Annotated in this window: 24 protein-coding genes and 3 riboswitches; of the genes, 20 read left to right on the top strand and 4 right to left on the bottom strand. The window is 28.3% G+C overall.

Annotated elements, in window-relative coordinates; translation table 11 throughout:
* Positions 1-109: 109 nt before the first annotated feature.
* Positions 110-1,528, bottom strand: a complete 1,419-nt coding sequence (locus J1C67_RS15670) for a VanW family protein (protein WP_089966187.1) — start codon at positions 1,526-1,528, stop codon at positions 110-112.
* Positions 1,529-1,866: 338 nt separating this feature from the next.
* Here J1C67_RS15670 and J1C67_RS15665 point away from each other — a divergent pair, with 338 nt between their 5' ends.
* From J1C67_RS15665 to J1C67_RS15655, 3 genes are read left to right on the top strand one after another with little or no spacing between them, the layout of a single operon-like run.
* Positions 1,867-2,772: a patatin-like phospholipase family protein gene (locus J1C67_RS15665; RefSeq protein WP_089966185.1), complete on the top strand. Its 906-nt coding sequence runs from the start codon at positions 1,867-1,869 to the stop codon at positions 2,770-2,772.
* 42 nt (positions 2,773-2,814) lie between these two features.
* A complete protein-coding gene (locus tag J1C67_RS15660; protein ID WP_089966183.1) occupies positions 2,815-3,519 on the top strand; it encodes an ABC transporter ATP-binding protein in 705 nt (234 codons plus the stop codon).
* Between the two features lie 2 nt (positions 3,520-3,521).
* Positions 3,522-5,960, top strand: a complete 2,439-nt coding sequence (locus J1C67_RS15655) for an ABC transporter permease (protein WP_167865138.1) — start codon at positions 3,522-3,524, stop codon at positions 5,958-5,960.
* Between the two features lie 227 nt (positions 5,961-6,187).
* Here J1C67_RS15655 and J1C67_RS15650 read toward each other — a convergent pair whose 3' ends face one another.
* Both J1C67_RS15650 and J1C67_RS15645 read right to left on the bottom strand, forming a co-directional pair.
* Positions 6,188-6,712 (bottom strand): J domain-containing protein, encoded by a 525-nt coding sequence (locus J1C67_RS15650; protein WP_089966180.1) that lies wholly within the window; start codon positions 6,710-6,712, stop codon positions 6,188-6,190.
* Between the two features lie 193 nt (positions 6,713-6,905).
* Positions 6,906-7,538, bottom strand: a complete 633-nt coding sequence (locus tag J1C67_RS15645; RefSeq protein ID WP_089966178.1) for a GerMN domain-containing protein — start codon at positions 7,536-7,538, stop codon at positions 6,906-6,908.
* 253 nt (positions 7,539-7,791) lie between these two features.
* Here J1C67_RS15645 and J1C67_RS15640 point away from each other — a divergent pair, with 253 nt between their 5' ends.
* Together J1C67_RS15640 and J1C67_RS15635 are read left to right on the top strand one after the other, a co-directional pair.
* Positions 7,792-8,661: a methionyl aminopeptidase gene (locus J1C67_RS15640; protein ID WP_089966176.1), complete on the top strand. Its 870-nt coding sequence runs from the start codon at positions 7,792-7,794 to the stop codon at positions 8,659-8,661.
* Positions 8,662-8,895: 234 nt separating this feature from the next.
* Positions 8,896-10,653, top strand: coding sequence for a helicase-related protein (locus tag J1C67_RS15635; RefSeq protein ID WP_089966174.1), 1,758 nt, complete (start codon positions 8,896-8,898; stop codon positions 10,651-10,653).
* A gap of 84 nt (positions 10,654-10,737) precedes the next feature.
* Here the strand turns inward: J1C67_RS15635 and J1C67_RS15630 are convergent, their stop codons facing one another.
* A complete protein-coding gene (locus J1C67_RS15630; protein ID WP_167865137.1) occupies positions 10,738-11,580 on the bottom strand; it encodes a choline/ethanolamine kinase family protein in 843 nt (280 codons plus the stop codon).
* Positions 11,581-11,632: 52 nt separating this feature from the next.
* Positions 11,633-11,808: riboswitch (cobalamin riboswitch) on the top strand.
* Between the two features lie 271 nt (positions 11,809-12,079).
* Between J1C67_RS15630 and cobT the strand changes: the two genes are divergently transcribed.
* The 15 genes from cobT to thiD all read left to right on the top strand — a co-directional run bounded on the left by cobT (position 12,080) and on the right by thiD (position 26,460).
* On the top strand, positions 12,080-13,183 hold the full coding sequence (gene cobT, locus J1C67_RS15625; RefSeq protein WP_167865136.1) for a nicotinate-nucleotide--dimethylbenzimidazole phosphoribosyltransferase: 1,104 nt from the start codon (positions 12,080-12,082) through the stop codon (positions 13,181-13,183).
* 40 nt (positions 13,184-13,223) lie between these two features.
* Positions 13,224-13,754 (top strand): cob(I)yrinic acid a,c-diamide adenosyltransferase, encoded by a 531-nt coding sequence (locus tag J1C67_RS15620; RefSeq protein ID WP_167865135.1) that lies wholly within the window; start codon positions 13,224-13,226, stop codon positions 13,752-13,754.
* Positions 13,751-14,317 (top strand): bifunctional adenosylcobinamide kinase/adenosylcobinamide-phosphate guanylyltransferase, encoded by a 567-nt coding sequence (locus tag J1C67_RS15615; protein ID WP_167865134.1) that lies wholly within the window; start codon positions 13,751-13,753, stop codon positions 14,315-14,317. The genes J1C67_RS15620 and J1C67_RS15615 overlap by 4 nt, the downstream gene beginning before the upstream one ends.
* 9 nt (positions 14,318-14,326) lie before the next feature.
* Complete coding sequence (locus J1C67_RS15610; RefSeq protein WP_089966167.1) at positions 14,327-15,082, top strand: adenosylcobinamide-GDP ribazoletransferase; 756 nt, start codon at positions 14,327-14,329, stop codon at positions 15,080-15,082.
* Positions 15,083-15,095: 13 nt separating this feature from the next.
* Complete coding sequence (locus J1C67_RS15605) at positions 15,096-15,476, top strand: bifunctional adenosylcobinamide kinase/adenosylcobinamide-phosphate guanylyltransferase (protein ID WP_167865133.1); 381 nt, start codon at positions 15,096-15,098, stop codon at positions 15,474-15,476.
* Entirely contained in the window at positions 15,469-16,125 is a 657-nt protein-coding gene (locus J1C67_RS15600) for a histidine phosphatase family protein (RefSeq protein ID WP_167865132.1), read from the top strand. The genes J1C67_RS15605 and J1C67_RS15600 overlap by 8 nt, the downstream gene beginning before the upstream one ends.
* Before the next feature lie 25 nt (positions 16,126-16,150).
* On the top strand, positions 16,151-17,086 hold the full coding sequence (gene cbiB, locus J1C67_RS15595; RefSeq protein WP_167865131.1) for an adenosylcobinamide-phosphate synthase CbiB: 936 nt from the start codon (positions 16,151-16,153) through the stop codon (positions 17,084-17,086).
* A 32-nt stretch (positions 17,087-17,118) separates the two neighbouring features.
* Positions 17,119-18,195 (top strand): threonine-phosphate decarboxylase CobD, encoded by a 1,077-nt coding sequence (gene cobD, locus J1C67_RS15590; RefSeq protein WP_167865130.1) that lies wholly within the window; start codon positions 17,119-17,121, stop codon positions 18,193-18,195.
* A 78-nt stretch (positions 18,196-18,273) separates the two neighbouring features.
* Positions 18,274-18,445, top strand: a riboswitch (cobalamin riboswitch).
* A gap of 227 nt (positions 18,446-18,672) precedes the next feature.
* Complete coding sequence (locus tag J1C67_RS15585) at positions 18,673-19,602, top strand: ABC transporter substrate-binding protein (RefSeq protein ID WP_167865129.1); 930 nt, start codon at positions 18,673-18,675, stop codon at positions 19,600-19,602.
* The gene (locus tag J1C67_RS15580; RefSeq protein WP_167865128.1) at positions 19,571-20,614 is read left to right on the top strand and encodes a FecCD family ABC transporter permease; all 1,044 of its coding nucleotides are present in this window, start codon (positions 19,571-19,573) and stop codon (positions 20,612-20,614) included. The genes J1C67_RS15585 and J1C67_RS15580 overlap by 32 nt, the downstream gene beginning before the upstream one ends.
* Before the next feature lie 11 nt (positions 20,615-20,625).
* The gene (locus tag J1C67_RS15575) at positions 20,626-21,384 is read left to right on the top strand and encodes an ABC transporter ATP-binding protein (RefSeq protein WP_167865127.1); all 759 of its coding nucleotides are present in this window, start codon (positions 20,626-20,628) and stop codon (positions 21,382-21,384) included.
* A 70-nt stretch (positions 21,385-21,454) separates the two neighbouring features.
* Positions 21,455-22,123: a Dph6-related ATP pyrophosphatase gene (locus tag J1C67_RS15570; protein WP_089966151.1), complete on the top strand. Its 669-nt coding sequence runs from the start codon at positions 21,455-21,457 to the stop codon at positions 22,121-22,123.
* Positions 22,113-23,603 (top strand): cobyric acid synthase, encoded by a 1,491-nt coding sequence (locus tag J1C67_RS15565; RefSeq protein ID WP_167865126.1) that lies wholly within the window; start codon positions 22,113-22,115, stop codon positions 23,601-23,603. The genes J1C67_RS15570 and J1C67_RS15565 overlap by 11 nt, the downstream gene beginning before the upstream one ends.
* Positions 23,604-23,808: 205 nt before the next feature.
* Complete coding sequence (locus J1C67_RS15560) at positions 23,809-25,401, top strand: Na/Pi cotransporter family protein (protein ID WP_167865125.1); 1,593 nt, start codon at positions 23,809-23,811, stop codon at positions 25,399-25,401.
* Positions 25,402-25,458: 57 nt separating this feature from the next.
* Positions 25,459-25,557, top strand: a riboswitch (TPP riboswitch).
* Positions 25,558-25,668: 111 nt separating this feature from the next.
* On the top strand, positions 25,669-26,460 hold the full coding sequence (gene thiD / locus J1C67_RS15555; protein ID WP_167865124.1) for a bifunctional hydroxymethylpyrimidine kinase/phosphomethylpyrimidine kinase: 792 nt from the start codon (positions 25,669-25,671) through the stop codon (positions 26,458-26,460).
* Positions 26,461-26,469 lie beyond the last annotated feature (9 nt).

Genomic DNA, 26,469 nt, shown 5'->3' with positions numbered 1-26,469 from the left:
AATAGACTAATGTGATAGTCTGTTATTTATTTTATGGTGCCTTAAACTGTCTTAATTACAAAAAAAGCAGTAATGAAAAATATCATTACTGCTTTTTAATTTGCTATTATTAAGTTGGAAATGGTTTATAAGTACTAGTATCTAAAAATTGTTCAGAAACCATAGTGCCATTTGCATCGTAAGAATATAAATAAGCATCAGCACTTAAACTATTTTTTTGAACACTTTTTGGTTCATACCTAAGTCCTTTTAGTACACTATCATTTGACCAAAATTCAATAGTTAAGCTTCCGTTTGATGCTGATGAATTTATAACTATAGGATAGCTATAATCATTTTTGAATTTCAAGTCAATAAATCCATCAGCAAGAGTTGAATCAAGCCCCATAGGAACATAAGAAACTGGCATCATATGATTTTGCCTTTCAAATGGAATTATTCCACCACGGAGCATTGTGTTATAAAGTGTAGAAGACACTTGACAAACACCACCACCATAACCTTTAACAATTTGACCACCAACATAGGTATTAGCAAGAACAAACCCATTTTCAGGTGTAGTTGGTCCAATTCCTTGTTCGCAAGAGAAGCTTTCTCCTGGCATAAGTAGAATGTTATCTATATTACGAGTAGCAAGTTCCAAATTAACACTGCTTGGACCTGTTTTGTAAGTAGTTGTAAATGTAGAAATCCTACTTTGTACACCTTGCAGTGTTTCTTTTTTTATAGATTCTTCTACGGGTAGTAAAGTAGTATCTAATGTTAACTCAACCTTATGAGATATATCCTTCATAGCTACTTTTAAATTAGCTAGTAATTCCTCGGAATTTAAAACATATCCACCGTTGCTTTCAGTAATACTTATGTTGCCACCATTTATATTAATAGTTGAATTTACAGGGGCTACATTAACATCTGCTGCAATAGTAGCTAAGAAGTTATTGAATTTTTCTTCACTGTAAGCAAATTCAAATTCATAGTCTTTTTTTACAGGTTTTTTTATTAGATTTATTTTGGTAAAGAAGCTTTGATCTTTACCATAATCAAATATTTTCTTTTCAAATTCATCATATGGAATTGTTACATCAATATCTTTATAAGTAGTTTCAAAAATCTTTTTACCAATATTAACTTTTATCTTAGTGTTTCCCAGTTCTCCTATGAGAGTTTCAAGGGTAGTATGAAGAGTATCTTTAGTTAACCCTGAAAGATCTTTATCCAAAACATATGATTCTGGATAAACCGTGTTAGAAAAACTCTTTATAAGATTATTATTTTTAATTCCAAGAAATATTGGAATAGATAGAATAATAATAATAGAAAGTATAATAGCAGATTTCCAATATTTAAATTTAGTTATGGAATTTTCTTTTTTTTCAAATGATTTAGGCTTGGCTAAATTTTCGGCTTTATTTATAGGTGTAGTTTCTTTATCATAACCTTCTGTAGATAGAGAGTTATTGTCATTTGGATTAGTTGATTCTTTTAGTTTATTTTCTTCACTAGAATAGGATTTTTTGTTATCCATATGGTCACATCCTTATAAATGATAATTTGATATATTATTATGAAATTTGATTATTAATATAAATTTAAATAAGGCGTTGTAAAATAAATAATCAAGGATACTGGTTTACTATTTATGTTATGATGCCTAAATAAAAAGATTGTATAAATAATTAACAACCTAATTATTAACATCACATATATTAAAGCATTTAGGGTTCAAAGTAAAGGGAAATTTTTATAAAAAAATTAAAAAAAGTATTCATAAAATAAAACATTCAGTATAACAATAATAGATTTTAAAATATATTATTGTTATAATCTATTTAACGGTAAGGTAAAAGAGGAGACGAGATAAAAATGAAAATAGGATTAGTATTATCTGGTGGTGGAGGAAAGGGTGCTTATGAACTAGGAGTTTGGAAGGCGCTAAAAGAACTTGGTTTAGATAAATATATAAGTGTTTTTTCAGGAACATCTATAGGTGCATTTAACGCAGTTTTATTTGCACAAGATGATATGATGCTTGCAGAACAATTATGGGATGAAGTAACAATGGATAAACTGGTTCCAATAAGTAAGTTCGAACTTTTTAAAAAAGGAATGGGGTTAATTATTGGTACCAAAAATCCGAATTTTGCCAAGAAATATATGAATCAGAAATTAGAAGAAGGAACTGTTTCAAAAGATGGAGCAGTAAAAATTATAGAAAAATATTTAAAGGTAGATATGATTAAAGAACGTAAAAAGATATGTTATGTTACATGTACGGAACTTCCAGAATTAAAAGTTAAATATTTTAGGTTAAATGATTATGATTCTAAAATAGCTAAAGCAATGATTTTAGCTTCGGCATCATTGCCACTTATATATGATAGTACACCTGTATTTGAAAATAGCTATGTTGATGGTGGAATAGTTGATAATACTCCAATTCAACCAGTGTATGGGGAAAATTGTGATGTTATTATTGTAGTATCCCTATCTAAAGACGCTAAAGTGGACAGGTTACTTTATCCAAATACACATATAATAGAAATTTATCCAAGAAATCTTGTGGAAACAATATTAACTGGAACATTAAATTTAGATAAAGAATCAAAGCGAAATAGAATTAAAGAAGGATATAATGATACTAAAATTTTATTAAAACCAATAATGTTGATGGCTAATTTTCAAAAAGAAAAAGAGGAAGAAGAAAATTATCCTAAATTATATAAAATTTATAATTGGTCAAAAGATGTTTTAAATAAGAAAATAGAGTAAGTACAGTTATAAATTATAAATTTATAAGTAGGAGGAATAACTTTGAGAAAATATATAGAGTTTAACGAGGTTAAGAAGATATACAAAATGGGTGAGGTAGAAATAGAAGCACTAAGCGGGGTTAATATTTCTATAAATAAAGGAGAATTTGTTATTGTTGCAGGGGCTAGTGGAGCCGGTAAAAGTACAATATTAAATATTTTAGGTGGAATGGATAAGCCAACTTATGGAAGTGTAATAGTTGATGGCAATGATATAAGTAAATATAATTCAAAAGAGTTAACAACTTATAGAAGATATGATATAGGATTTGTATTTCAATTTTATAATTTAGTTCAAAATCTAACAGCTATTGAAAATATTGAGCTTGCGACACAAATAAGTAAAAATCCATTTGATATTTCAGAAATTTTAGATGCAGTAGGATTAAAGGATAGGAAAAATAGCTTCCCATCGCAGTTGTCAGGAGGAGAACAACAAAGGGTAGCAATTGCACGTGCACTAGCTAAAAATCCGAAACTGTTGCTTTGTGATGAGCCTACAGGGGCTTTAGATTACAATACAGGTAAGTCTATTTTAAAGTTACTTCAAGATACAAGTAAAAAAATGGGTATGACTATTGTAGTTATAACTCATAACTTAGCACTTATACCAATGGGAGACAAGGTAATAAAAGTTAGAAATGGTAAGGTAGAAAGTGTTACTATTAACGAAAAGCCAACTCCTGTGGAAAGGATTGAGTGGTAGTAATGAAAAATGCTTTATTAAAGGATACTTTTAGAGAAATAAAAAAATCCTTTGGAAGATTTGTATCAATATTTGCAATTGTAACTTTAGGAGTAGCGTTTTTTGCAGGAATTAAAGCGGCTGCACCAGATATGAGAATAACAGCTGATAAATATTATGATGATTATAATTTTATGGATTTGAGGTTGTTATCAACTTTAGGATTTAATGAAAATGATATAGATAAAATTAAAAAATATGGAAATATAGAAGGCATATTTCCTACTAGTTCAATGGATGTATTAACAACTATAAATAATAATGAGCTAGTACTAAAAATACATGCAATTCCAAAGAATAATCTTTCAAATGATAATAAAGACTATATAAATAGACCCAAAATAGTTGAAGGAAGACTGCCAGAAAACCCTGGTGAATGTGTAATTGGAAAAGGGGATATTAGAGAAGCAGATGTAAAAATAGGATCAAAATTAAAGATTACATCAGGAACAAATGATGATATAAGTAAAAGTTTTAAAATAGATGAGTTCCAAGTAGTTGGAATTGTAGAAACACCATATTACTTAACATTTGAGAAGGGGACCAGTAATATAGGAAACGGTAGAGTTAGTAATTTTATAATGGTTTCTGAAAAAGACATGGAAATAGATTGCTATAAAGAAGTTCTTATTACTATAAAAGATGCTAAAAAATTAAATTCATTTAATAAGAAATATGAAGATTTTATTTTGCCAAGTAAGAATTCATTAGAGGATATTGGAGAATCTAAATGGTATGTATTAGATAGAAATAGTAATTATAGCTTTGTAGATTATGATGGATCAGCAGATAGAGTTAGTGCTATAGCACAAGTATTCCCATTATTCTTTTTTTTAGTAGCGGCACTAGTTTGTTTAACAACTATGACAAGAATGGTAGATGAGCAAAGGATTAATATAGGCACATTAAAAGCACTAGGTTATAGTAAGCTAGCAATTGCATCAAAATATATTTTGTATGCAGCATTTGCAAGTATAGGAGGAAGTATTGCAGGTATTGCAATAGGATTTACAGTATTTCCAATAGTAATAGTTGATGCTTATAGCATGCTATATACGCTTCCACCTGTTATACTGAAGTTTGATGTTCTATATGCAAGTATAGCAACTCTATCAGCAGTATTAATAACAACATTAGCAGCATTTTTAGCATGCAATAAAGAACTTATAGAAATGCCGTCATTATTAATGAGACCAAAAGCCCCAAAGGAAGGAAAGCGGATATTACTTGAAAGAATACCGTTTATATGGAATAGATTTAATTTTAGTAAAAAAGTAACTGCAAGAAATATATTTAGATATAAGAAAAGATTCTTTATGACAGTAATAGGAATAGCAGGTTGTACTGCATTGTTACTTGCAGGTTTTGGAATAAAGGATTCTATAGAAGCGATTGTAGAAAAGCAGTTTGGAGAAGTATATAAATATAATATGACAATAGGATTTGATTCAAATACAGATATGCAAAATCAAGAGGAAATCATAAAAGAGGTCTCTAAAAATGGAGAAATAACAGATTATACAAGCATTAAAACTAAAAATGTAGATGTATCTAGTGATGAAGCTACAGAAGCAGTAACAATAATAGTTCCAAAATATAAAAATGAATTTAATAATTTTATAGATTTAAAGAGTAGAAAAAACAAAGAAGAAGTAGAAATTCAAGAGGATGGAATTATATTAACAGAAAAAGCTGCAAAACAATTAAAAGTACGAATCGGAGATACAATATACATTGATAAAGAAGAAAATGAAAAAGTACCTGTTAAAATTAGAGGTATTTCAGAACAATATGTAATGAATTATGTTTATATGACTGATAATCTTTACGAGAAAATTTTTAAAGAAGAAATAAAGTTTAATAAAATGTTTGCAATATTAGCGGATAAATCAAAAGAATCAGAGGATAAATTATCTAAAGATATATTAAAAGAGTCTAAAGTAACATCAGTAAGTTTTAATTCGCTAAGTGAGAATAGTTTTAAGGAGACAATTTCAAGTTTAAACTATGTAGTATTAATTATGATTATTTCAGCCGGAGCATTAGCATTTGTTGTATTATACAATTTAACTAATGTAAATATAAGTGAAAGAATAAGAGAAATTGCAACAATTAAGGTATTGGGTTTCTATGATAATGAAGTTTCTGCGTATGTTTATAGAGAAAACTTTGTGTTAACATTTATAGGTACATTAACTGGTCTTGGGCTAGGCGTTTTATTGCATAAATTTATAATGATAACAGCAGAGCCAGATAATATGATGTTTGGACGAAATATAGACTTTATGAGCTTTCTTTATGCGTCAATATTAACATTAGCATTTGCATCAATAGTAAATTTTGTAATGTATTTCAAATTAAAGAAAACTCCAATGGTAGAATCATTAAAATCTGTAGATTAGGGATAATCAAAGAATTGAATATTCTATAGAAAATTTAAATTAGGCATTGTAAAAAAAGAATACTGGTCTATTATTTATTTTATGATTCCTTAATAAGACTGAAAAAAGCGAACTTTAAAATAGATTTAGATAAATAAAAAGTTGAAAATCTATTTATTAAGTAGCTTTTTATCAGTCTTTAAATTTTATCTTGTGATTATGTTTGTAAATCATATTTTGATTAATAGTTAACACATTCCCTTGTTACCACTAGAAGGAGAACTCCCTCCACCACAAGCATTCATATTATTTGTATTTGGCTGAACATTTTCTTGGTTATAGTAATTTGCAAATTCTGGAGCTCTTGTTTTTAAAGTATTTAAACTATCTATATATTCGAAATTGTCTGGATTAAGTTCAATTGCAGTAGTTAAATGAGATACAGCGGAGTCAAACCAACCTTTATTTAAAAAAACAAAGCATTTAAGATAATTCCATTCAGGAGAATTTTTATCATCAATAATATTTAATTTAGTTTCAGCAATTACAAAATTTTTAGTATCAATTAAATTTCTAATTTCTTTGTAGATATTACCGTTAACAAGCAATTCATAAGAATCATTCGCATCAGACAATATGTTTTTAGCTAGAGCTTCGTTTGGTGTATCTTGATATTTAGTCAAACTGTATTGAGAAACAATGTTTTTATAAGCTTTTTTTATCTCCTCTTCTGATGAATTTTGGTGTATACCTAAAACTTTATATGGATCCAACTTATATTCACCCCTTTTTTAATTTAATTATTAATATTAAAGTATAGTTTATTCTAATCAAAATTGTTGTTTTTGTGATTAATAAAAGAATAAATATAAAAAATAGGCAGTCAAAATATAGACTGCCTATTTTAAATAAATATATAAATAAGTAAATATTAAAAAACTTATTATTTTTAAAAAATCCTGAAACTTAATCTAATTTAATTACATTCTCTAAAGAAACTTTAAAGCTTTCACCATCATTCATTGATATATGTCCTGAACTATAAGGCTTACCACCTAAAGTAATAATTACATTATCAACCTTAAAATTATAACCAATAGTATTAACAATAGCTTTTAAAGTATTAGATTCAGAACCACTACCTAAGTTCATTTCACTTACGAAGTTATCTTTGAAATCCATAGTAAATATATTATTTTCTTTATCTAACTTAGCAGATGTTACACTGATATTTTTAGCAATAGCAGGGGTAACATCAGGTTTTGTTGGGTTTTTCAATGCATTTACAAGTGCATTAGTTACAGCTTTATCAGTTACTTCAATAGTATCATCATAGTAAATAATATTATCATTTACGACATCATAAAAATAAAGTCGTACAGATTTATTTTCTTTTTTTACTACATCAGTATTGTCAGTATCGGTAGATTGTGTATCTTTAGCCTCCTCAAAGTTAGTTTTAATGTTATCATTTTGTTTAATGTTATCATCTTGAGATAAGTCGGCTTCTGTATTAGGTTTTGAAATCTCCTTATTACAGGAAATAAGCATTAGTGAAAATGTAAGAATAGATAAAATTACTAAAAGTTTTTTCTTCATATATAATCGCTCCTTTGTATAATAAATAAGTGTAAAATAGATTTCTACTAGTATAGTATACCATGATTAGAAAAAAGTTTCAAAAAAATAGTCTTATAATGTAGTAAAAGCGCATAATAGAGGATGATAGCTTTATAAAAATAAAATATGGATTTGAAAAAATAGAGTATAGGTGTATAATACATGTATATAATTACTAAAGCAAAAATAAACTAGTTAATATAAATTTTTGTTTTGAAAAGGAGATTTAAAAATGAATTTAAATAGAAATGATGAATGCTGGTGTGGAAGCAAACAAAAATATAAGAAATGTCATATTGATTTTGATAAAAAGGTAAACTCACTACAAATGAAAGGGTTTATTGTACCCTCAAGAGATATGATTAAGAATAAGGAACAAATTGAAGGGATAAAGGCAAGTGCTAAAATAAATAATTCTGCTTTAGATTTAATTGCTGAGAGAATTAAAATTGGTATGAATACAGAAGAAATAAATAAAATAATACATGATTATACAATTTCTCAAGGGGGGATACCAGCACCTCTTAATTTTTCAGGGTTTCCAAAGAGCGTATGTACATCAATTAACGAAGAAATATGTCATGGAATACCAAGTGAGGATATAATACTAAAAGATGGAGATATAATAAATGTAGATGTATCCACAATATTAAATGGATATTTTTCAGATGCGTCAAGAATGTTTATGATAGGTAACGTAAGCGAAGAAGATAAAAGATTAGTTAATGTAGCAAAAGAGTCTTTAGCAAGAGGCGTAGCTGCTGTAAAGCCTTGGGGATTCATAGGAGACATAGGAGCTGCAATTAAGGAATTAACAGATGAAAATGGTTATTCAGTAGTTAGAGATTTTGGTGGACACGGAATAGGACTAGAGTTTCACGAAGATCCATTTGTAAGTCATATTGGAGAAAAAGGAACTGGTATGATTTTAGTTCCAGGAATGGTATTTACAATAGAGCCAATGATAAATGCAGGAGATTATAATTTATTTGTTGACGAAGAAAATGATTGGACAGCAATTACAGAAGATGGCTCTTATTCAGCACAATGGGAACATACCATTCTTGTAACAGAAAACGGTGTTGAAATAATAGCATATTAATCATAATTTAAAAAAATAACATATATAGATAAGCAGGTAGTTTAGTATAGATATAAATACTAAACTACCTGCTTATGTGTTTTAATGGTTAATTAATATTTTTTGAACTTATAAAAATTGGAACAAATGAGCAAGCTAATGAATAAAAGGATAATAAGAAGTAATATTATATGGTAGAAGATTTGTTTTTTTAGTTTCTTAAGTAAAATACAACTAGGTTTTGGAGGGATAATATTGAAAAAAAATTCTATGCAAAGAGAGTTTAAAAAGTTGAAGGGTCAGATAAATCAAATAGAAGAAATAGTATATAATTCTAAACCAGGAGTATTGCTTGAACATGAAGCGACTATAAGAAAAAAGATAAGAGAGCTTCAAGATATGAGTGGAGAAGGTTTTAAGGAATATAATAATTTATGTGAAAGATATGATGATTTGCTTGAATATGTATCCAAGAAAATTCTAAGTGATTATAATAAGAAAAATGATACAAGTTTTGATTATTATAAGGTTGTCCGGGGACAGGATAATAGTTTAATTAATTCAGGTATAATGACAGTTTTAGTTAAACATCATATACCGGATTTAATATCAAAAGAATTTGAAAAGAATTTCCCATCAAATCCAAAAGATGAGTATAGAGAAGCTAGATTTATAAAAAGAAAATTCTATATTCATTTAGGGGATACAAATACAGGTAAAACCTATAATGCAATCGAGAGATTAAAAAAGGCTAAATGTGGAATATACTTATCCCCACTTAGAATATTAGCTCTTGAAAATTATGAAAGAATGAATAATGAAGGGGTAATATGTGACTTACTAACCGGAGAAGAAGAAATAATAACTATTGGGGCAACGCATACATCTTGTACAGTTGAAAAATTGAATATAAAGAAAAATTATGAAATAGCAGTTATAGATGAAATCCAAATGATTGGAGATTCGCAAAGAGGAGATGCTTGGACAAAAGCACTTCTAGGAATTAGATGTAAAGAAATTCACTTATGTGGAGCTTTAAATGCTAAAGAGGTACTAATAAAAATATTGGAAGATTGCGGTGAAGAATATGAGTTAATAGAATATAAGAGGCAAATTCCTCTTGAAATAGATCATAAAAGTTTTTATTTTAAAGATGCACAGCCTGGAGATGCTATAGTAGTGTTTTCTAAAAAAAGAGTTTTAGAAATTGCAGAAAGTTATTCTAAACAAGGAGTAAAGGCAAGTATTATATATGGAGACTTGCCACCAGAAGTTAGAAGAAAACAATATGAGCAATTTGTAAATAAGGAAACAAATATTTTAATAACAACAGATGCTATTGGAATGGGTGTGAATTTACCAATAAAAAGAATTATATTTTTATCTACTAAGAAATTTGATGGATATGAAATACGTGATTTGACATCACAGGAAGTTAAACAAATAGCAGGCAGAGCAGGAAGAAAAGGAATATATGAAATAGGCTATGTTTTAAGTATAGGAGGAGGAGCAGAGTTTCTACAAGATAAATTAGAGGAAAAAGATAAGCCGGTATATTCGGCGGTAATAGGACCTTCAGAAGCTATATTGAAAATAAAAACTCTCCCACTTAATGAAAAATTAGCTATTTGGAGCACGAGAGAAGAGACGTTAAATTATTATAGAAAAATGGATATAACTGAGTATATTATTGTATTAGACAATATAAAGAGATATAAGTTAAAGGAAGAAATTCAATGGAATTTATTGAAGATTCCATTTGATGTATCAGAAGAGGTTATGCTGAATGCTTTCTTAGACTATGTTGAGGAATTATTCTTAATAAATTCTAAGGAAATCACAAAACCTCAATGTTTCAAAGGTAATTTAGATGACTTAGAGATTTATTATCAAAAAGTAAATTTATATTACTCATTTAGTAAGGTGTTTAACCTACCTTTTGATGCAGAGTGGATTTATAACGAAAGAAGGGAAATAAGTAATAATATAAATGAAATTTTATTGAGAATATAATATTTCACTTATTAAAGGAGGCGTAATAGCCTCCTTTAATAATGAGTTAAATTTTAATATAGCCTTATTTTAAATCTAGAATTTTTATAGATTAGAATATAATTCATCAAAAATAATATTAGAAGCTTTTTCATAATTGTAGTTACTTAATGATTGTGCTGATTTTATTAAACTCCAAAGAGCATTTAGAAGTTTAACAACATAAATATAGCTAATAAGTTTATTATAATCTTTAATGTTAAATCTTCCAGAATAGGCCTTTAATAAATTAACACGTCCATTATAATCTTGTAACCATGCAACAGTTGCTAAATCAAAAAAAACATCGCAAGTAGCTGAGAACTCATAATCTATAATATATAAATTTCTATCATCTATAATTATATTAGAAACATTTAAATCGTTATGACAAAGGCCTACGAATTTATTTATTTCTAGTTCCTTTTCAAGCCGAAATAGTTTTTCTGTTAAAGAATATATATAAGTAGGCAGTGGAAGTTTTAGATTAATACATATTTTTATTCTCGCCCTAATTTCATTAAATGGATTGAAATAAGTTAAAGATGTTGTTAAATGTAATTTTTTTAAGTTGATACATAATTTCCTTAATAAGCGCTCAGAATTAAACTCTATTTCTGTAGGCATTTTTCCATTAATCCATTTATATACCATATTTCCAGTCTCCACATCAAAGTAAATAGGCATATGGCATAAATTTAAATCGCAAGCAGTATGTAAAATAGTTAATTCATTTCTTCTACTAATATTAAATGGAGTTGGATTACATAGACGTATAAAATATAAATTATTATAATAAATTGCTTTGTAATTATTATTACTAAGCCCTCCAATTTGTTCTAGTGAAGATAAAAAATTCATATCCCAATTTAAGGAATACTTTAAAAAATCAATTATTATAGAATTCATAAAATCTCCTTACTTATTGACTTTTGTATTAATTATAAGTATTATAACAAAAAGGTAATAAATATGTAATGGTTGTTTAAATACATTAAAAGGGAAATAGGTTAAAAGCCTATACGGTCCCGCCACCGTGAAAGTTAGTTTTTTCAATTATTTTATTTATAGAAATTAATAAAATAAAAGTCTTAACATAATTTAAGTCGGAATACCTGCCAATACATTAACGCTATTAGGGAGCTTTTAAAATATAGATAGTTCATCAAATGATTGACCTGTTATTTTTTCAGCACCCTCAACTTAACGGTGTATTAAGGGTGTATTGTATTTTAAGTAAGAAAAGTATTCTTATTTATTTTGTTATGCAAGCATCTTATGTTAAGTAAGATGCTTTTTTGACGTTCAAATAGATTTGAAAGAAAATTAAAGTTATGAATATAGATATGCTTAGTAAGGCACTTCAAAAAATAAGTATGTCTGAGATATTTTTATTAGGGGGTATAAGGTGCGATTTGAAAATAAGGATAGTTTAAAAAAATTTATAAATGATATTAAACCTGCAAATAAGAAAGCTTGTAAACTGGCAAAGGAAAGGTTGGATTCGTTGGCAAAACCCCTTGGAAGCCTTGGGAAATTGGAAAAAATATCAATAAAGCTTGCAGGGATTACAGGTAACGTTAAAAATAGTATAAATAAGAAATGTATAATTATAATGTGTTCTGATAATGGTGTTGTAGAGGAGGGGGTAGCCTCGGCACCTCAATATGTAACACTTGCTCAAACTATTAATTTTACAAAAGGATTAACAGGAGTAGCTGTACTTGCTAAAGAAAGTAACTCAGATTTAATAGTAGTTGATATAGGTATTAATAGTGATAAAGAAATACCAAAGGTCTATAATAGAAAAATAAGAAAAGGGACAAGCAATATAGCTAAAGGACCAGCTATGAGTTATGAAGAGTGTGTAAACGCTATAAATATTGGTATTGAAATGGTAGGAAAGGTAAAGGGAAAAAAATATGACATAATAGGTGTAGGAGAGATGGGAATAGGAAATACTACAACAAGTAGTGCTGTACTAATTGCACTTACAAATTGTGTCTTGGAGAAAGCAGTTGGTAAGGGTGGAGGTGTAACAAAAGAAGCCTTTGAGAAAAAAAAGGTAGTAATAAAAACAGCTTTAGAAATAAATAATATAGATATAAAAGACCCAATAGATATTATATCAAAAGTAGGTGGATTCGATATTGCAGCTATGGTAGGAGTGTTTATAGGGGCAGCTTATTATCAAATACCTGTAGTTGTAGATGGTTTTATATCGGCAGTTGCAGCACTAGCAGCAGTTAAGATTAATCCATTAGTAAGAGATTACTTAATAACATCACATTGTTCTAAAGAAATAGGATATAACATTGCGCTCGATGAGTTGAAACTCGATTCTATGGTTAATTTAGACATGAGGCTTGGAGAAGGAAGTGGATGTCCAATAGCTTTTTCTATAGTTCAATATGCTTGTGCAATGATGAATAATATGGCCACTTTTGCAGAAGCTGAAATAGATAATGGCTATTTAGATACAGTAAGAAGTGAAGACGATTATATAGTATAAGTGATCTTCAAAAATAATAAAACAAGAGGAGGCAAAAATTATGGAAATAGGATTAATTCATATATATTGTGGAAATGGAAAAGGAAAAACAACAGCAGCTATGGGACTTGGTATGAGATGTGCAGGAAGAAAAAATAAGGTTCTGTTAACTCAGTTTTTAAAGGATAATAATACTGGAGAGCTTGTTTCAATAGAAAAATTAAATGAATATTTTCATGTAGTAAAAGGTGCTCCAATGAAGGATTGGTTTAATTGTTTAGACAAAGAAGGGCAAGAAGAAGTGATTAAGGAACATAGAGATAGATTTTCATCAATAACTAAGAAAGCTATAGATGAAAATTATGATTTACTTATATTAGATGAAACAATGGCTGCTTTAAACTATGGAGTATTAGAATTAGATACAGTACTAGAATTTTTGAAAAATAAGCCAAAGAATTTAGAAGTTGTTTTAACTGGGAGAAATCCAAATCAAAAGCTAATAGATATAGCTAACTATGTATCAGAAATAAATTCAATCAAACATCCTTTTGAAGAAGGAATTCCTTCAAGAATTGGTATAGAAATGTGATTTGTTTAGTAATTGGTGGAGCTAAAAGCGGTAAATCTATGTATGCTCAGAATCTTTCAAAAGAATTAGAAAATAAAGGCAGCAATTTGTATTATGTGGCAACTATGAGTCCTTATGATGAAGATGATCTAAAAAGAATAGAAAATCATTTAAGAGAAAGAGAAGGATATGGATTTCAAACTATTGAAGTACAAAGAAATATAGATAATATAATTAATAAAATAGAAAAAAATGATACATTATTAATTGATAGCTTAACTTCACTAGTTACAAATGAAATGTTTGTTTTAAATGAGTTTAATGAAAATATACAAAATAATATAATAATGGGTTTAAAAAATATTAGTAAAAATGCTTTAAATCTAGTTATGGTGTCAGATTATATTTCAAGTGACAGTATTACATATGATAGTTATACTGAAAATTTTAGAAAAGAGATAGGACTAGTTAATAGAAACGTAGCAATCTTTTGTGATGTAGTTATTGAATGTGTATTTAATAATATAATTATACATAAAGGAAAAGATATATTAGAGAGTTACAGAATATCTAATGCAAATTGAAAGTTTGAGGTGAGTAAAATAGTAAACGGATTATTAATGGCCATAAGTATGTTTACAATCATTCCATTACCAAAGCATGAATGGAATGATGCCGGAGCTAAACATATATTAAAATTTTATCCGCTAATAGGATTGATAGTAGGCGGATTTTGGTATGGTGTCTGCAAGTTACTAGTAGGTATAGATGCATCAATAATACTTATTTCAGCTCTAACAATGGTAACACCATTTATAATCACTGGAATGTTACATTTAGATGGGTATATGGATGTTTGTGATGCAATGCTATCAAGGCGTGATAAAAAAGAAAAAATAAGAATATTAAAAGACCCAAATACAGGAGCTTTTTCAGTAATAGCTTTAGCAATGTTATTTATAGTTAACTTTGCATCTACATATACAGTTATAGATAATGGATGGAACCTTATAGCATTAGTTTTAATACCCGTTATTTCAAGAAGCTTTATGGGTTTTTTGCTATTAACAAAGGAATCAATGCCAGAAAGCTCTCTTGGTTCATATTTTAAAAAGGGCACAGGGATAATAGATAAAATATTATTACTTATATTTATATTAATACCATCAATAGTATTAATACTTATATTAGGTATTGAAGCCCTAGGAGTGCCTCTAGCAATGATTGGTATTACAATTATATTTGTTAATAATAGTTGTATGGAACTTGGAGGAATGTCTGGGGATATTGCTGGGTTTGGACTTGTTATAGCAGAATCGATTGGTCTTTTAATAGTAGCACTAATGTAGGGGGAAGATTATAGTGATTTTAGTTTTTGGTGGAGCTTATAATGGTAAGCTCGAGTATGCTAAGGCAAAATATAATATAAAAGATGAAGAAATATTTTTTTGCAGTGAAAAAGAATTAAATTACTCTAAAAAAGTTATTTGTGGATTGCACAAATTCATTTATGAACTAGGCAAATATGGTGAAAATCCTTTAGATATTTTAAAAGGAAATATTAAAGAACTTGAAGATAAAATAATTATTTGTGATGAAATATCTAGCGGGATAGTACCTTTAGAAAAAAGTAATAGAATATGGAGAGAAGATACAGGTAGATGTTTACAGTACTTAACTAAAAATTCATGCATGGTAGTTAGAATATTTTGTGGACTTGAAATGGTTTTAAAAGATGTATAAGTTAGAAGTCTATTTAATAAGACATGGAAAAACAACTTGCAATGAAAAAAGACTTTATTGCGGGGTATCTGATATACATCTAAGTATAGAAGGGAAAAGAGAATTATTAGAATTTAAAGCTTTGAGTGATTCAAATAAATCAGGGAAATTAGATATATCTACAAGTAAATTTAAATATCCAAAATGTGAAAAATATTATACAAGCGGAGCGAAAAGAGCAAATGAAACATTTGAAATATTATATCCCAAAATAGAGTATGAAGTTATAAAGGAGTTCTTTGAATATAACTTTGGTGATTTTGAAATGAAATCCTATGATATGTTAAAGGAAAATCAAACATATATAAATTGGATTATGGATAAGGAAGGAAAAGTCACCGGATTTAATGGTGAAAGTAAATTCGAATATAGAGAACGAATTAGTAAAGCCTTTAAGAACTTTCTAAATCAATGTAGTCTAGAAAATTATAAATCAGTATTACTAGTTTCTCATGGTGGAACAATAGGCACTATATTAGAACTATTTTATAGTAATGAGAAAAGTTTCTATGAGTGGCAGCCAGAATGTGGCTTAGGATATAAGCTAACGGTTTTATGGGATAAGAAAGTTGATACCGTTAAAATAGAAAGTAATATCCAGTTAAAATAATAAAAAAGAAATATAGGGTGGAATAATGATAGAAATAACAATAGGTTTTATATTAGATTTTATAATTGGAGATCCACAAAATCCTTATCATCCAGTAAGGATCATAGGAACATTGTGCAAGTGGTTAGAAAAGATATTTAGAGCAGTATTTAAAAACTCACTTAAACTAGCAGGGGGATTTACTTGGATAATTGCAGTAATAGTAGTTTATGCCGTAAATTTATTAGTTATAAAACTAGCCTTTTCATTTAATAATATAATTGGAATAGCGCTAAGTGGAATTATAATATATTTTTGTATTTCAACAAAAGCATTAAAAATAGAAGGATTAAAGGTTGTTAGCTATATAGTTAAAGATGATATAGGATCTGCAAGAACTCAATTATCTTATATAGTAGGGAGAGATACAAAATCATTAGATAAAAAATCAATAATAAGAGCAGTTATAGAAACAGTAGCCGAGAATATGTCTGATGGTATAATTGCACCATTATTTTATCTAGGGATTGGTGGTGCTCCACTTGCCATGGCATATAAAGCAGTAAATACAATGGATTCAATGTTTGGATATAAAAATGAAAAGTATAAAGATTTTGGATACTTTCCGGCAAAATTAGATGACTTATTTAATTATATCCCAGCTAGATTAACAGGAATTTTTACAATAATAGTAGCATTTATATTAAAAATGAATTGGAGAAATAGTTATAAAATTTACAATAGAGATAAAAACAATCATAGCAGTCCAAATAGCGCTCATCCAGAGGCCGCAGTAGCTGGAGCTTTAGGAATTAAGCTAGGCGGATCAAATTATTATTTCGGTAAAATAGTTGAAAAGCCAACTATAGGTGATGATTTAGACGAAATAAAAATAGATCATTTATATAAGACTAATAAAATACTTTATGGAGTTGCTATTTTTGGATACATATTAGCAATAGGTTTAAATTTAATTATATAAAAAAGTTTGCAAAGGTTTTGAGGTGAGATTATATGAGTAAAATAGTTCATGGTGGGAATGTAGAAGAAATATCAAGAAAATACAAAATAAATTCTGAAGAAATAGTTGATTTTTCTGCTAATATTAATCCCAGTGGATTAAATAAAAATGTTAAAAATGCCATGATTAATGCTTTAGATAAAATCGAAAAATATCCAGACATATCTTATTTTAATTTGAAAAAATCTATAAGCGACTATGAAAATATAGATATAAAGAACTTAGTACTTGGAAATGGAGCAGCAGAGGTGATTTTCAATATAATTAGGGGGTTAAAACCTAAAAAAGTATTGCTTCCAGCACCAACCTTTTCAGAATATGAAGAAGCTGTGTTAAGTATAGACGGAAGTATAGAGTATTATCATTTGAAGGAAGAAGATAATTTTAAATTAAATAATGAATTAATAAACTCTTTAAATGAAAGCATAGATATGATATTTATATGTAATCCAAATAATCCAACAGGGGTTTTAACTAAAAATACTTTTATTGAGAAATTAGCAAAGAAGGGACTAGAAACAAAAACAACTATAGTTATAGATGAATCTTTTTTAGATTTTTTAAACTCAGAAGAAGAGTATACATCTAAAGATTTATTGCAAAAATATGGAAATATTATAATTATAAAATCATTAACTAAATTTTTTGCAATGCCAGGAATAAGAATTGGTTATGGAATTTCTAAAAATGAAGAGTTTATTACTCTAATAAAGAAAGTTACAGTTCCTTGGACTGTAAATGTAGTTGCATCCGAAGGTACTATACAAGCTCTTAAAGAAGAAGATTATATAAGACACAGTATTGAGTACGTAGAAAAGGAAAAAAACTATTTATATAATAATTTAAAACAAATAAAAAACATTAAAGTGTTTAAACCATCAGTTAATTTTATTATGTTTAAAATTTTAAATAACTTAGATTTAAAGGAAGAGATGATAAAACACAGTATACTAATTAGAAGTTGTAGTAATTATGAAGGTTTGAATAGTAGTTTTTATAGAATAGCAGTAAGAACTAGAGAGGAAAACGAAAAAATTATTACTGCATTAAATTATAGTTTAGTAATATAAATTTAGAATTCTAAAAACTAGTTATGATACTAAAGTTTAATTGACATATAATAAACTTTAGTAATATAATCAATAAGAAAAATAAATCACAAAAAGGCGTTAGCTGACTTAATAGGGAATCAGGTCTAAATCCTGAGCTACCCCAGTAACCGTATTATGGACGAAATCTTAAAAGCCACTGCAAAATGCGGGAAGGTAAGAGAGTAGGATGAAGTAGAGCCGGGATACCTACCTTTTGTGCGACAATATCATTTTCTGTGGGTGAAATGATAGGATATAAGTTGTAATTTTTATTCTTAATTATTATTTAATAATAATTTTATGAAATTAAGCAATTATGTATTTTAGGCATACCCCTTAAAGGGGTATGCCTTTCTTTTAATATTTTATATGTAAAGGTTATTAAAAATAAATAACATAACTTAATATAATAAAGTTAAGAGAGCCCTAGATATATAGATTAAGGAGGAATAATTAATGAAAAAGAAAGGTAAAATTTTATCACTAGTATTTGCAATGACTTTTACAACAATGTTATTTGCAGGTTGCACAGAGAAGATAATAACAAGGACAGATAGAGAGGGAACAGAGTTTACTGCACCTAAAGAGGTTAAAACTATAATATCAACAGCACCATCAAATACCGAGGTGTTAGTAGCACTTGGACTAGCAGATAAGTTAGTTGCAATTGATAAATATTCAGCAGATGTTGAAGGTGTTAATACAGATTTACCTCAAATTGAGTTTAGAAATCCAGATGCAGAAACATTAATATCTTTAGATCCTAATATTATAATAGCTTCAGGACACAACAAAGTTGGAGATAATGATCCATTTAAATTAATAAAAGAAGCTGGGATTCCAGTAGCATACATTCCAAGTAGCTACAGCATAGATGGAATATATGAAGATATAGAATTTATGGCAAGTATTACTGGAACAGAAAAAAAAGGAAAAGAAATAATTGAAGACATGAAAAAAGAAGTCGCTGAAATAAAGGCAATTGGAGATAAAATTACAGATAAGAAAAAGGTTTATTTTGAAATAGGAGCTGGTTCAAAATTAAGTAGTTTTGGTAGCGAAACTTTCTTAAATGAAATGATAGAAATAATTGGAGCGGAAAATATATTTAAAAATGAAAAATCTTGGATTTCTCCAAGCGCTGAATCAATAATAGATGCAAATCCGGATGTTATATTAGTAAATACACCTGGAAAAAATACAGCAGGAAAAACAGCTGTTGAAGATGTGAGTAGCCGTGATGGATGGAATAGTATAAATGCAATAAAAGAAGATAAAATATTTACTCTTGATAAAAATTCTTCATCAAGATCATCACAAAATATAATTAAAGCATTAAAGGAAATGGCTAGATATGTTTATCCAGAAGTATATGGAAACAAATAAAAATAAAAGGTTAATGATATTATCCATTCCTTTAGTATTTTTAATAATATGTATTGGAACTTCATTTGGGAGTTCCGATATTAGCATATTGGATAGTATTTCAGTAATAGGACATAAAATACTGGGAATTACATTAAGATCTGAAATAGATAGTAAAGATGTAGCTATTATATGGAACTTACGACTTCCAAGGGTTCTTTTAGCGTTTATAGTAGGTGGAGCCTTATCCGCTAGTGGAGCGGTTGTTCAATCGGTATTAAAAAATCCATTAGCATCACCATATACATTAGGTATATCATCTGGTGCTTCACTTGGTGTTGGTATTGTAATAGTCACAGGAATTTCAATTCCATTGCTTGGAAATTTAACGTTGCCACTTATAGGATTTATATGTAGTTTATTAACAGTTATATTAATATTAAAATTTGCTTCAAAGGTAGATAAAAGTCTTTCTAACAATACAATAATATTAGCAGGTCTTGTATTTTCATTGTTCTTTAATGCAATACTTACAACTATTACAGCATTATTTACAGATAAAATTGAAAGTATTACTATGTGGCAAATGGGTTCATTTTCAATGAGAGGATGGTCATATTTAAAAGCAGGACTTCCATTTTTTATTGTAGGAGTAGTTGGGGTTATGATATATTCTAAAGAAATGGATGTATTAACATTTGGAGAAGAAGCAGCAAAATCAATAGGAGTGGATACAAAAAAAGTAAAAAAACGACTTTTTTTATTTACAGCCATTTTAACAGGAAGTGCTGTAGCGATAAGTGGTACAATTGGATTCATAGATTTAATTGCACCTCATATGGTAAGAAAAATATTTGGATCAAAACACTCATATGTAGTTCCAATGTCTATTGTTTTAGGTGGATCACTAATGGTTATTACAGATTTGGTAGCAAGAACTATTATTATTCCCTCTGAACTGCCCGTAGGCGCAGTAACAGCATTAATAGGTGCTCCATTCTTTGCATATCTTTATTTTAAAAAGTCAAAGTAGGTGATTTTAAATTGTTGGAAGTAAATAATGTAAGTTGTGGATATGATGGATTAAATGTAGTTAAAAATGTAAGCTTTAAAGTAAATAGAGGGGAAAATATTTGTATAGTCGGTCCTAATGGATGCGGTAAAAGTACTCTTTTAAAGTCAATAGCAAATTTAATTAACTATAAAGGAAATATATTGTTAGATTCAAAAGAAATAGGTGGGTTAAATAGAAAAGAGTTAGCTACTAAAATAGCACTTATGACACAATCAAGTCATATTCATTTTCCATATACAGTTTATGAAACAGTAGCTCTTGGAAGATATGCTCATTTAAAGGGAGTGTTTGCAACTCTTTCAGAAAATGATAATAATATTATAGTTAAGTGTATAGAAAATGTTGGTTTATTAGATTTAAAAAACAAATTAATAAATGAATTATCTGGAGGACAGCTTCAGAGAGTATTTTTAGCAAGAGCTTTTGCTCAAGACCCAGAGGTTATTTTACTAGATGAACCAACAAATCATTTAGATTTAAGATGTCAAATAGATATTTTAGAGTATTTAAATAAATGGGCAAAAGAAAATAATAGGATTGTAGTAGCAGTATTACATGATTTAAATCTAGTTCAAAGTTTTGGAGAATCAGTATTAATGTTAAACAATGGTGAAGTAGTTGCAAAAGGAATACCTAAACATGTTTTGGAAGAAGAAAAATTAAAAAAGGTCTATGGTATTAATATTAAAACATTTATGTTAAATGTTTTAAGAAAATGGCAACAATAAAAAATTCTAATTAATTTAATATTCATAAAAATATGAATATAGTATATTGAAATTACGGAGGAGATAGAAAATGAGTAAAAAATTTATAATGTCATATAGTTGTGGTAAAGATAGCACACTTGCATTGAATAGAATGATAGAAAATGGACATACACCAGTAGCGTTATTAATAACGGTAGATAAAAATTTATGTAGATCATGGTTTCATGGAGTACCAGAAAATTTATTGCATAATGTATCCGAATCATTAAATATTCCACTTTTATTAGTGAAATGTGAAGGTGCTGAATATGCAGATGCATTTAAGAATACTTTATTACTAGCGAAAAATGAACTTGGAGTTGAGGCTTGCGTATTTGGGGATATTGATTTAGAAGCTCATAGAACTTGGTGCACAGATAGATGTAATGAAGTTGAAATTGAAGCTATATTCCCACTTTGGAATGAAGATCGCGAAGGGTTAACTCATGAATTTATAGATAGAGGATTTAAAACTGTACTTAAAAATGTAAAATTAGAATTTCTTAAAGAAGAATTTTTAGGAAAAATACTAACTAAGGAAGTAGTTAGTGATATAAAAGCAACTGGGGCAGATCCTTGCGGAGAAAACGGTGAATATCATACATTTGTATATGATGGACCACTATTTAAGTTTCCTATAAAATTTAAAACACAAGGAAATATAACTAATGGAACCCATGGTTTCTTAGATATAGTTGATGAAGACAATGGCAAATAAAATAATGCTGCTTGGAACAGCATCTTCAGTTGGTAAAAGTACAGTAGCTACAGCTTTTTGTAGATATTTTAAAAATAAAGGGTTAAAGGTTGCCCCATTTAAAGCTCTTAATATTTCTTTAAACTCATTTGTTACAATAGATGGTTTAGAAATGGGGAGAGCACAGGTGGTTCAAGCAGAAGCTTGTGAAATAGTTCCAACCGCATTTATGAACCCAATACTTTTAAAACCTAGTGGAAACTTAAAAACACAGGTTATACTTAATGGAAAAGTTCATTGTACTATGGATGCATATAAGTATAAAGAGTTAAATAAAGAATTAAGAATAGTTGCAAAAAATACTTTTTATAATTTAGAAAAAGATTATGAACTGATGGTTTTAGAAGGCTCTGGTAGCTGCGCTGAAATAAACTTGAAAGAAAGTGATATAGCAAATATGTCTATGGCTAAGATTTCAGATTCACCAGTAATTTTAGTAGCAGATATAGATAGAGGAGGCGTATTTGCTTCTGTTGTAGGGACAATAATGCTTTTAGATGAAGAAGAAAAAAATAGAGTTAAAGGTGTTATTATTAATAAGTTTAGAGGGAACATGGAGTACTTTAAACCTGCAATGAAACAATTAGAAGAAATAATTAAGATTCCAGTATTAGGAGCACTGCCCTATGCAGAATTTGATATAGAAGATGAGGATAGTGTTACAGACAGAATAAAAAATAAAGAAGCAAAAGGATTAGATATAGTAGTAATTAAGCTTCCTCATATGTCTAATTTTACAGATTTTAATTCATTAGAAAGATTAGAAGGAGTTCAAGTTAGATATGTTAAAGAGGTAAATGAAATTAAAAAGCCTCATGTTATAATAATTCCTGGAACTAAAAACACAATAGAAGATCTAAAAGCAATTAAATTAAATGGAATATTTGAAAAGATAAATAGTCTTAAAAAAGAAGGGGTATTTATATTTGGAATATGTGGTGGATATCAAATGCTTGGAAAACTTATTGAAGATTTAGATGGTGTAGAGGGTGAAAAAACTAGTGAAGAAGGGTTTGGACTACTAGATATAAAAACTATATTTAATAAGGAAAAATTAACAAGACAGATTAAAGGGGTAGTTACAGTAAATAGTAATATTATTAAAAGCTGTAATGGCATAACTGTTAGTGGTTATGAAATACATAATGGAAAAACAATTAAAAGTAAAGATTCTAAAGTTTTTATAAATGATATAAATGGTGAAGTAGTAGGAGTATGTAGCACAGATGGAAAGATACTTGGAACTTATCTTCATGGGATATTTGATGAGGGTAACTTTGCTAAAGAATTAATTAATAATATAAAAGAATATAATGGTATAAAATTATACAATGAAGAAAATCTAGATTATGAAAAATATAAATTAGAACAATACGATAAGTTAGCAGCATTACTAGAAGAGAATATTGATATGGAAAAAGTAGAAGAAATAATATTTTAAATAAGTAAAGCACTAAAAAAAATGATAGACCAGCAAATTACTCTGTTATTTTTTAAAAAGTGCATAAGTATTGTAATATGTTATATTTTTATACTATTAAATAATAAATTTAACATAGAATTAACCTATTTAGTTGTAGAAAAATGATAAAATAATAAATGATATTATTTTATATTTAAATTACTTAAGATAGGAGAGATTTAAAATGATTAATTTTGAAACTATAATAGGGCTTATAGGGGGACTTGGATTATTCCTATACGGAATGAAACTAATGGGTGATGGATTAGAAAATGCAGCGGGAGATAAACTTAAAGGAATACTTGAAAAATTAACAAGTAATCGATTTATAGGAGTTATTGTTGGAGCGTTAGTTACTTGCGTAATACAAAGTTCATCTGCTACTACAGTTATGGTAGTTAGTTTCGTTAATGCAGGGTTAATGTCATTAATGCAAGCAGCAGGCGTTATTATGGGAGCTAATATTGGGACAACAATTACAGCCCAGATGGTATCATTTAAATTAGATGCAATAGCACCATTAGTAATTGGAGTAGCTGCAGTAGTAGTAGTTACTGCAAAAAAGAAAAAAACAAGAGATATGGCAAATATAGCTTTAGGGTTTGGTATATTATTTATGGGAATGGGGCTAATGTCAAGTTCAATGAAGCCTCTTGCCGACGCACAATGGTTTAAAGACTTTGTATTAGTTGTTGGTGAAAATAGATTTTTAGGCGTATTAGCAGGACTTGCTATGACTGCGGTTGTACAAAGTTCTTCTGCAACAACAGGTATATTAGTAGCTTTAGCAACAACAGGAGCAATTAATATGAATATTGCATTACCAATTATTTTTGGTTGTAATATAGGAACTTGCGCAACCGCATTGTTAGCGTCAATAGGAACAAATAAAACAGCAAAAAAAGCAGCGTTAATACATTTATTCTTTAATATTGGAGGAACTTTAATTTTCCTACCATTTATGGATCCGTTAATAAGACTAGTTGAAAGTACAGATTCTAATGTTGCAAGACAAGTTGCAAACGCACATACTATATTTAATATTACAGTAACTGTAATAATGTTTCCACTTGCAGGATATTTAGTTAAATTAGCAAACAAAATATTACCAGGTGAGGATGAAATAGAAAAAGAAGGCGCAATATATTTAGATAAAAAATCATTAAATATACCAATAGTAGCTTGTGATCAAGTTGCAAAAGAAACTGTAAGAATGGCAAATAAATCAAAAGAAAACTTAAAGCTTGCTATGAAGGCTTTTATGGAAAATAATGAAGCAGCTATTACAAAAGTTTATCATAATGAAAAGATAATAAATGCGCTAGAAAAAGATATAACAGACTATTTAATAGAACTTTCACAGCTTGAACTACCAGAAGCTGAAATAAAGACATTTGCTTCAACTTATCATGTAATTAATGATGTTGAGAGAATTGGAGATCATGCTAAAAATATTGCAGACTTAGCAGTAGAGAAAATAAATGGTAGAATTGATATAGGGGTAGAAGCAACTAATGAGTTAACTATAATGTATAATAAAACATTAGAGGCTTTAGATTATGCAATTACTATGTATGAAAAAAGAGAAATTGGAAATAAAAATAACATTGAAAAAAATGAGGAAGAAATAGATAAATTAGAAAAATCATTAAGAGGAAACAATATAGATAGATTAAATAATAAAGTATGTTCACCTAATTCTGGTATTATATTTTTAGACATAATAAGTAATTTAGAAAGAATCGGAGATCATGCTAATAATATAGGAAAACTTTAATAAAAAAAGTTAAATTGACAAAAACATCTATAAGTATATAATTAAATTAATAGAATAACTAATAGCTAGGGGTGCATTTTATGCTGAGAGATACTAGTATCGACCCTCGTACCTGATCTGGATAATGCCAGCGTAGGAAAGCTTTTTAAATATATCAATAAAGTATATTTATTAAATTTAACTATTTAAGCTACATCCAAATTTTGGATGTAGCTTTTTTGTATGTTAAATTGAATATAGTTTGTATAAAAGGAGGAGGAATGAAAATTGAGAAATTATAAAATACCCACATTAACAATAGCAGGATCAGATTCATCAGGGGGAGCAGGTGTACAAGCAGATTTAAAAACATTTAGTGCAATAGGAACTTATGGAATGAGCGTTATTACTGCAGTGACTGCACAAAGCACTCAAGGAGTATTCTTAGTTGAAGAGCTAAGTGAGGAAATAATTAAGAGACAAATAGAGGTAGTTTTTGATGATATTGAGCCTAAGGCAGTAAAAATAGGTATGGTATCAAGCCCTGAAATAATTAAGATAATAGTGGATACATTAAAAAAGTATAATCCACAATATTTAGTTGTAGATCCAGTTATGATTTCAAAAGGTGGATATTCATTATTAAAGCCTGAGGCAAAGAAGAATTTAATAGAATACTTAATTCCCATGGCATATGTAATAACTCCAAATACATTAGAAGCAGAAGAAATAACGGGAATAAAAATAAATAATTTAGATGATATGAAAAAAGCGGGATATAAAATATTAGAACTTGGACCTAAATATGTACTTATGAAAGGCGGGCACTTAGATGGTGATGCAATAGATGTACTTATAGGACTGGATAAGTTTGAAGTGTACAGGGAAGAAAGATTAAATATAAAAAATACTCATGGAACAGGGTGCACCTTGTCATCAGCAATAACTTCATATTTGGCACTAGGAAAGAGTATTGATGAATCGGTAAAATTAAGTAAAGAATATATAACAGAAGCAATAAGAAATAGTTTTGATATAGGCAAGGGAATAGGGCCTGTACATCATTTTTATAAATTTTAGGAGGTGTAA

Source organism: Clostridium gasigenes (assembly GCF_017348895.1).
In the GTDB taxonomy this organism is placed as follows: Bacteria; Bacillota; Clostridia; order Clostridiales; family Clostridiaceae; genus Clostridium; species Clostridium gasigenes.
The sequence above is the reverse complement of the archived record's forward strand: the minus strand, read 5'-3'. Positions and strand labels throughout refer to the sequence as shown.